The 7,770-nt window shown below is 59.3% G+C and carries 8 protein-coding genes and 1 tRNA gene; 1 reads left to right on the plus strand and 8 read right to left on the minus strand.

What is annotated here, in order from left to right; translation table 11 throughout:
* Positions 1–566: 566 nt before the first annotated feature.
* Positions 567–755: a hypothetical protein gene (locus EOA38_RS21540; RefSeq protein WP_127300182.1), complete on the minus strand. Its 189-nt coding sequence runs from the start codon at positions 753–755 to the stop codon at positions 567–569.
* A gap of 360 nt (positions 756–1,115) precedes the next feature.
* Between EOA38_RS21540 and EOA38_RS21545 the strand changes: the two genes are divergently transcribed.
* Positions 1,116–2,168 (plus strand): alpha/beta hydrolase, encoded by a 1,053-nt coding sequence (locus EOA38_RS21545; RefSeq protein WP_127300183.1) that lies wholly within the window; start codon positions 1,116–1,118, stop codon positions 2,166–2,168.
* 136 nt (positions 2,169–2,304) lie between these two features.
* Here the strand turns inward: EOA38_RS21545 and EOA38_RS21550 are convergent, their stop codons facing one another.
* The 7 genes from EOA38_RS21550 to tuf all read right to left on the minus strand — a co-directional run.
* The gene (locus tag EOA38_RS21550) at positions 2,305–3,225 is read right to left on the minus strand and encodes a LysR family transcriptional regulator (protein WP_127300184.1); all 921 of its coding nucleotides are present in this window, start codon (positions 3,223–3,225) and stop codon (positions 2,305–2,307) included.
* A gap of 244 nt (positions 3,226–3,469) precedes the next feature.
* Positions 3,470–3,545 (minus strand) — tRNA-Trp (locus tag EOA38_RS21555).
* A gap of 36 nt (positions 3,546–3,581) precedes the next feature.
* Positions 3,582–3,800: a hypothetical protein gene (locus EOA38_RS40475; protein ID WP_245480890.1), complete on the minus strand. Its 219-nt coding sequence runs from the start codon at positions 3,798–3,800 to the stop codon at positions 3,582–3,584.
* Between the two features lie 152 nt (positions 3,801–3,952).
* Positions 3,953–4,090 carry a hypothetical protein gene (locus EOA38_RS40480; RefSeq protein ID WP_245480891.1) on the minus strand — a complete coding sequence of 46 codons (138 nt, stop codon included), beginning with the start codon at positions 4,088–4,090 and terminating at the stop codon, positions 3,953–3,955.
* 89 nt (positions 4,091–4,179) lie between these two features.
* Positions 4,180–4,665 (minus strand): group II truncated hemoglobin, encoded by a 486-nt coding sequence (locus tag EOA38_RS21565; RefSeq protein WP_127300185.1) that lies wholly within the window; start codon positions 4,663–4,665, stop codon positions 4,180–4,182.
* A gap of 88 nt (positions 4,666–4,753) precedes the next feature.
* On the minus strand, positions 4,754–6,298 hold the full coding sequence (locus tag EOA38_RS21570; RefSeq protein ID WP_127300186.1) for a hypothetical protein: 1,545 nt from the start codon (positions 6,296–6,298) through the stop codon (positions 4,754–4,756).
* A 296-nt stretch (positions 6,299–6,594) separates the two neighbouring features.
* A partial coding sequence (gene tuf, locus EOA38_RS21575) for an elongation factor Tu (RefSeq protein WP_095805843.1) occupies positions 6,595–7,770 on the minus strand: 1,176 nt, incomplete at its 5' end.

A 7,770-nucleotide genomic window follows, 5' to 3' on the forward strand; every position in this document is an offset into this window, starting at 1 on the left:
AGCGAATATCATTGGCCACATCCCCCCGCCAATAAAATTTTAAACATAATCAGTTATCGATATAGCAAACAGAATTTCTACTTGGCTCTATTTTTACAGACAATTTGTCGCCCACCTTCTTCGTATCGCTTGATAGATGAAAGTGGTCGCGCGCGATCGAAGTGAAAATCCTGCCATTGAATTCATATCTGACTTCTAGCACGTAGTCCGGCGGGTCCGACCCCACTAGATTACAGCCGACTACTGTTGCTTCGACGACAGGCCATGCCTTTGAATTTTTCTTATATCTGTATCGCTGAACGGCACCACCAACCGCCACCAAAGCGCTCAAGAAGAGTATAATAAATATCGCAACATTCAGCATCATATCAGAGGCCACTCTCGCGTTAACGTTGGTATGACGACAGATTTTCAGTCAAAAACCCACGAATGAACGACTGTTCGTCCGGCGTCGGCATTGCGGTCTCCCGGCCAACCGTATGGCCAGTCAGCGTCCTGCTCTCGCAGGAACTCCAGCATCCGCCAATCACCGGTCTTCACTTCCGCCGTCACCGACATGCCGGGGGTCAGAGCGACATCCCTGCCCTCGACCCGTATCGAGGTCTCAGTGAGTCCTTAGCCTTGGCCAGGCTGTCCTTCTTGGTGCTGACCCACCAGTTCTTGCCCTTGAGATAGGTCGAGCAGTGCCAAATCGGGCTGTCGTTGCGCCGGTAGACGTGAACTTTGCCTTCCAGAATCGTGTGTTTTTCCGCCATCGCCAGACACTCCCTGCGCGCGTGCAAGTTTGTGAAAGAGATGTGTAAGGTTACTTTCGGCGTCCTCGCCAAGGCAAGGCGATTTCTAAGTACCTGATTTTCCTTGGAAAATGGCACGGGCAGCAGGGCTCGAACCTACGACCTGCGACGGCAAGCTCATGGTGAACGGGCGCTCTGCCTGCTTGATGCGCCTCGCATAGAAAGCGCACATATCGTCGGCTGCCCTATGGAAGAACAGTCGCTCTTGAACTAGCCGCTCAATCGCCGGCACGGGTGTCTATCCATTCCCCTTATAGGTCGTATAGCGACAATCGATTTTGCTGATGAGCAGGAGCTGCATATCCGTTTGCAAGCGGGGCGGTGCTGAATGTTGCCCCGGAAAACTTCCGGAAGGGCGACGTAATGCGCGCGATGCAAACTCTCATTCTCTCGGCAACTGCAACCGCGATGCTATTTCTTGCGGGACCAACGAACGCTGGCGTCCAAGGCAAGGACCAAGGCTCAATTCGAGCTGACAGTATGACCGGTATCCCCGCCGGCTTTCAATCCCAATTCGCTGACGTTAATGGCGTGCGCATTCACTACGTGATCGGCGGGAAAGGATCGCCGATTCTGCTCATCCATGGGTGGCCGGAGGATTGGCACGAGTGGCGTAAAATGATGCCTCTCCTTGCAACGAAGCACATCGTTATTGCCGTCGACTTACGCGGATTCGGAGAATCACAAATCGCATCAATGGGATATGACCGCAAGACGCTTGCCGAAGATCTTTTCCAGTTGATGACGAGGCTTGACTATTTACGAGCAACTGTAGTCGGCCATGATTGGGGTGGTCCCGTAGCCTATGCCTACGCCGCTATCCACCGCGATGCTGTTGACAAACTTATAATCGCGGAGGGTGCGCCCGACGGCCCTTGGACCACGAAACAGTTCGCTCCCCTTCTTCATAACCCATTGTGGTTCTTTGGTTTCTTCGAGATCCCCGACTTTGCTGAAAAAGTTCTCGCGGGACACGAGAAAGAATTCTTAGATTGGTTCTACCGCAATAGAGGATTCCACATCGTTCCTGGCAGCTTCTCAGAAGCAGTCATCACCTATTATGAAAACAGCTACGCACGGCCCGGCCGGCTGGCGACAAGTCTTCAACTCTATCGGACGATTGATCGCGATATCGCTGACAACACCGAATTGTCGCGAACGCCGCTAACTATTCCAGTTTTAGCCATTGGAGCCAAGTATGGACTGGGATCTATGGTGGCGGAAAGCATGCGACAAGTGGCGCGCTCGGTAACGCCGGTTTTGATGGAGAATACGGGTCACTTCATCCCCGACGAACGGCCCGAAGCCCTCTCCCACATTATTGAAGCGTTCTTGGGTAGCAGCACCGCGCCCGAGGATTGGTCGCCGAATTAATCGGAGCGACATCAACTGGCCAAAACGGTCCCTGCAGGCAAGCCCCGGTCTTAACAACGCTGAAACATTTAAATGCGCCAGCGTTTCGTCGAGAACCGCAGATCGCCCGCTCTCCGCAATGGCTTCGAACGGTCTCTTAGGGTGCTTCAGCGCGTTGCGCCGTTCCCAGCACTTGTTGGCGGAGCCAGAGATTGGCCGGGTCGTGGTGATGCCGCGCGTGCCAAGCCATTTGCATGGCGAAACCCGGAACAAGAAACGGTAGCTCAAAGCATTCACAGTCATCGTCGAGAGTGCGGACGAACCGGGTCGGCATTGTGCAGACATAATCCGTGGTGCGAAGCACGGGCGGCACTAGGGTAAAACTGGGCATAGATAAGACGACACGCCGGCTACGATCGGTTTCAGCCAGAACTTTATCGACTCTCCCCTCGAACCCGCCTCCATCCAGGGAAACTAGAATATGATCCAACGCACAGTAGGCATCGAGGTCCGGCCGCCGATTACCTCGAGGATGGAATTTGCGCTGCACCATCGAATAGGTTTCGTCATAAAGGCGACGGCTTTTCAACATCGATGGAACCATGCTCGGAGGTGCGATGAGGAGATCGATGTCGTCTCGGTCGACCTGTTCCGTCGATCCGGTGCTATCAAGCAGGCGAAAGGCCAGCCGAATCCCTAAGCCAGCCTCGGTTTGTAGTCGCCGCAACAGCGGCAAGCCGATTACCACGACGCCATTGTCTGTGGTTGCGATCCGAAAATCGCGGATATCATTCAGCGCGTCGAAGCGAGGCCGACGCCGGACCAAAACCTCCAGATCCTTAAGGGCGGCGTGGAGAGGCTCGACTAGTTCGAGCGCTAGAGCTGTCGGATCCATTCCGCGTCCGTTATCTGCAGGGATAAGAAGCGGATCCTCGAATGCTTGTCGGAGCCGGCTGAGTTGGGCGGATAGCGCGGGCTGGCTCAAATTAAGCCGTGCGGCCGCATGTGTGACATTTCGCTCTTTCAGCAATACGTCGAGCGATACGAGGAGGTTGAGGTCGATTCCCTTGATATCCATCGCACTTATATGTTTAGGTGCCATAAATCAGTTTCGAATATGCCATAGCGTATTCAAATCTCAAGTGCGCGATGGACAGTGCCAGCCGGGCCGAAACTACTTCGGGCTGAGAACGTGCTGTCAGCCATCGACGTGGATAACATCAAGGGCGGCAATGCGCGCGGCTTGTGCAAGAGATGTGTGAGGCTGATTTCGGCAACTCGGCGATCAAGGTGATCGCCAGATGCCTGATCCCCTGAAGGAATGGCACGGGCAGCAGGGCTCGAACCTACGACCTGCGGTTTTGGAGACCGCCGCTCTACCAACTGAGCTATGCCCGTACACGCGCGCTGCTATTTCACAAAGCCGATGAGAACTCAAGTGCCGTTTTGAGATGTGCCGACCGGAAGGGGCGGTCGCAGCCAACCAAGCCACAAAGCCCAGGTGCAAATCACGAGTTCAAGCCCGAAAGTCCAGTGCAGAACGAAGCTCAGGACCCAGTTCCCGTGCCTGGCCGGAACCGTGACGAGCTCAAAGGGATGATGATTGAATGGCGCCAGCCACATGATCGGCGATGCCACCGTGTCGAGCGCCATATGCAACATGGCTCCGGCAAAGAAGGCGGCGATCGATGGCAGATGCGGTGAACCGAGCAACCGACCGACTGAAAGGCTTACCGACCCAACCGTCGCCCAGAACAACGGCCAATGCGTGATATAGGCATGATGGTGGGTGCGACCGCCATCGATCAGGTGGAAATGAGCATGTCGATGTCCGGGATGACGCTGCCGAGCATGGCGGCGACCACGATGCCGGACGCTTCCGGCCACCGTCTTAGCGCAAGTCTTCCCAGAATATAGCCCGACGGGAGATGGGCGATCAGCATGCAAGGTCGTCTCACATTGATGCGACGACCGTGCCACCTCTTTGCGGCGTCATCTTTTCGGAATCTTGCAGAAACCTGGCATCTTCTGGCTACGATTTCCCGACCGGCGGCTTGTACGGTCCACCAGGCACGCCCCAGCCCCAGGCGGGCATCGGCTCGGTCTCCGGATCGCAGGTTTCGCCGAGATTGGAATTCATCTTGGCCAGCCGCGATCCCCATTCGACATAGCCCATGAAGGCGGAACGGAATTCCGGATCGTCGGGCAGGCCGACCTCGTCCGCCGCGTCGGCAAGAAGGTTGATCCAGCGCCGCCGCTGTTCCTCCGTCAGGTGCTTGCCGAGATGATGCATGACCATCTCGCGGTGGCCGCCATGCTTTTCGCTGTATGTCTTCGGTCCGCCAAAAACCTCGCCGATGAAGGCCGCGACATGCGCCGGATGATCCGGCGACATGTTCTTGAACACCGGGCCGACGATCGGGTCTCGCCCGACCTTGTCGTAGAAGGTCCGCGTCAGCCGGTTGAGCGCCTCCGCGCCACCGGCCCATTCGAACAAAGTCGGGACATCCTCGCGCATTGCCGATCCTCGTTCCGGAAGGGCCCCGACGATAGCGGCAAGGCCGGCCATGGCTCAACCTGCCTCAATGGCCAGTTGGCGCGCCGCGCTACAGTTTTGCCGGCGCCTCCGCCTCGGCATTGGCGGACGGCAGAACCCGGCAGTTGTCGGGTTTCGGCGACGATTTGCAGATGGTGGCGCCCGTCAACGCATCCACCGACTGGCGGCCGGTGGTGAGCCCGAACTTCGCCAATTCGTCCTGACTGAGCTCCCTGTGCTTGGCATATTGGGCCGACTGCATCGCGGCGAACAGGCCCGAGCCGATCGCCATCTCCTCGAGATAGGCTCTAACCTTTTCTTCCATGCCCATGGAGTGAATGAGGAAATGCGCATCGGCGCCAACCAGGCGCTTGGAGCCACCGGCGGTCATCACCGCGCAGGCCGCGTCGCATTCGGCGCCGGCGTCGATGGTGAGGCCGGTATGGAGACCATCCTTGGCCACGCACCCAGTGGCGCCCGGATCGCAATCGAGAAAATCCGTCCGGGCGACCGCGACATCCAGCCTGCGCTCGCGGATCAGCCGGCCGGCGGCGAGCGCACCCTGTATGTCGCCGCCCGGCGAGTTGACCACGACGGGCAGCCTGCGCCCGCCGACTGTGTCGAGCAGCTCGCGCAGCCTGTCGGGCGTGTTGGCAACGATCGTTCCTTCCGCCGAAATCCACTCCGGGCAATCGGGATTGCAGAGCGGGTTGCTGCCGCGAACCAGGACGAAGCGCATATCCTGCGCCTCCTTCGGCGGTGCAACCTCGACCTGCAGAGAGGCAGAAGCGGGATTGGCCTCGGCGGTCGCCATCTCGACCGGCCTGGCTTCGCCGCCCGCTGGTATTTCGCGGCAGTTCACCGGCGCCGGATCGCGCCGGCACACGCTTCCCGCCGTCATGATGTCGAGCGAATCGAGACTGGTGACGAGTTTCATCTCCAGCATGTCCTCTGGCTCGATCTGCCTTATGTCACTGGCCGGCGTCGCCTTCATAACCTCCAGCACACCCTGACCGATGCCCATTTCCCTCAAATAGGCCGAGAGCCGCTTCTCGACCGCCTTGCTCATCTCGAAGGTCTTGTAGCTGCCGGCGTTCTTGCGGCTGACGATTCTAGTGCCGAGGATCTTCTTCTTGCCGTTCACGATTTTGTAGGTGGTGCGGTAAAGCAGCTTTTCCCTGTGGTATGTCGTGGTGATCTGGTGGACGCCGAGAAAGGCCCACTCGCCGACGACGCGGCGCACGCCGCCGGAAAACATCAGCGGACAGGCCGAGTTGCACATCGCGCCGCTGTCATAGGCGATGCCGGAATACGGCGCGGCCTTGCCGTCATTGTCCCGGCAATTCTTCATCTCCGGCGAGCAGCCGGAAAACTCCGTCGTGCCTACGGCGATGTCGAGCTTGTTCTTGCGGATCATGCGGCCGAGCTGCAGCGCGGCATCGACATTGCCGCCCGGGGAATTGACGACGACCGGCAATTGCCGGCCGGCAAGCGTCTTCAGCAGGCGCCTGAGCAGGGCCGGCGTGCCGGCCTCGATGGTGCCTTCCGCAGAAATCCACTCGGGGCAGTTCGGCTCACAGCCAGGCGCGCTGCTGCGCACGACGGCAAAGCGCATCGGCGGACCAAGGTCGGGTGCCTCTTCCTTGGCTGCGGCGGTAAACGTGGCCAGCCCCACGGCAGCGGCCAAGCCCAGCCGGATCGGCCAGCGCCACCACCGAATGCTGTCTGAACGGCTTTCCCGAACCACGCTTGCAAAGCCCCCACGGGTACAACCCATACTAGTTGCAGCGATGTCGCTTGCAAACAGCTTTGAAAGGCCTGGCGCGATACTTCACCTTCGGAGCGCGGGAAACGAAAAAGGGCGGCCCGAAGACCGCCCTTTCCTTCTCGAACCGGCTGATGCCGGATCGATTATTCCTTGATGGTGACGACGATGCCGGCACCGACGGTGCGGCCGCCTTCACGGATGGCGAAGCGCAGCTTCTCTTCCATCGCGATCGGCACGATTAGCTCGACGTCGACGGTGATGTTGTCGCCGGGCATCACCATCTCGGTGCCGGCAGGCAGCGTCACGATGCCCGTCACGTCGGTCGTGCGGAAGTAGAACTGCGGACGGTAGTTGGTGAAGAACGGCGTGTGACGGCCGCCCTCGTCCTTGGTCAGGATGTAGGCCTCGGCAACGAACTTCTTGTGCGGCTTGACCGAACCCGGCTTGGCCAGAACCTGGCCGCGCTCGACGCCTTCACGGTCGACACCGCGCAGCAGCGCGCCGATGTTGTCGCCGGCCTGACCCTGGTCGAGCAGCTTGCGGAACATCTCGACGCCCGTGCAGGTCGTCTTGGTGGTCGGACGGATGCCGACGATCTCAAGTTCCTCGCCGACCTTGACCACGCCGCGCTCGACGCGGCCGGTCACGACCGTGCCGCGGCCCGAGATCGAGAACACATCCTCGATCGGCATCAGGAACGGCTTGTCCAGCGGACGAACCGGCGTCGGGATGTAGGCGTCGACCTGAGCCATCAGCTCGCGGATCGCATCCTCGCCGATGGTCTTGTTCGAATCCTCAAGCGCAGCCAGCGCCGAGCCCTTGACGATCGGAATGTCGTCGCCGGGGAACTCGTTCTTGGTCAGCAGTTCGCGAACCTCGAGCTCGACCAGCTCCAAGAGCTCGGCGTCGTCGACCTGGTCGACCTTGTTCAGGAACACCACGATCGAGGGCACGCCGACCTGACGGGCCAAAAGGATGTGCTCGCGGGTCTGCGGCATCGGGCCGTCGGCGGCCGAAACCACCAGGATCGCGCCGTCCATCTGCGCAGCACCGGTGATCATGTTCTTCACATAGTCGGCGTGGCCGGGGCAGTCGACGTGGGCATAGTGACGGTTGGCCGTCTCATACTCGACATGCGCCGTCGAGATCGTGATGCCGCGCGCCTTCTCTTCAGGCGCCGCGTCGATCTGGTCATAGCGCTTGTATTCGCCAAAATACTTCGTGATCGCCGCCGTCAGCGACGTCTTGCCATGATCGACGTGGCCGATCGTGCCAATGTTCACATGCGGCTTGGTGCGCTCGAATTTACCTTTTGCCAT

The sequence above is a fragment of the Mesorhizobium sp. M1E.F.Ca.ET.041.01.1.1 genome (genome assembly GCF_003997355.1).
Lineage (GTDB): Bacteria > Pseudomonadota > Alphaproteobacteria > Rhizobiales > Rhizobiaceae > Mesorhizobium.